The following is a 494-nucleotide window of genomic DNA, read 5'->3' on the forward strand; positions in this document are numbered from 1 at the left end:
TCAGCCGCCGTTTCAGCCGCATCTTTTGCATCGACCGCAACAGTTGCAGCTAAAAGTGTTTCACCGTGTTTGGTGCTTACCTCACCAGACTTGGTGGTCACCTCTCCATGCTTTACACGCACTTCATCCAGCATACTGCGCTGCGCTTCAGCCACACCAGCAGTTGCGGAAATCACCCAATCATCATGGGCAATGCCATCACCAAAAGCAGCTTCAATTTGGACCGTTAGATCACCAGAAATGGCGTCCCAGCCAATCCGACGTGCAATACCAATATCTGTGGCGTTGGCTTCTCTAGTAATCGACAGAAACGGCGACGGTGTAAATAGGGACCGCTCCGCCTCGCTTTCAATTTGAAAGACAAGTGTTTCCCCATCCAACAAAGCGACATTGCTAGGGGAATGCGCAAGCAGAAAACCCTTATCTTGAACCGTTTGAATGTGCTCAATCGCAGGCGTCAGCACATTGTTGATCCGCTCAAGTGCAACTGTCTG

1 protein-coding gene is annotated in these 494 nt (G+C 50.6%); it reads right to left on the minus strand.

Features of this window, described 5'->3' with window-relative positions:
* A partial coding sequence (locus tag O4H47_RS18215; RefSeq protein WP_269395378.1) for a hypothetical protein occupies positions 1-494 on the minus strand: 494 nt, incomplete at both ends.

Source organism: Maritalea porphyrae, from assembly GCF_027213965.1.
GTDB classification, from domain to species: Bacteria; Pseudomonadota; Alphaproteobacteria; order Rhizobiales; family Devosiaceae; genus Maritalea; species Maritalea porphyrae_A.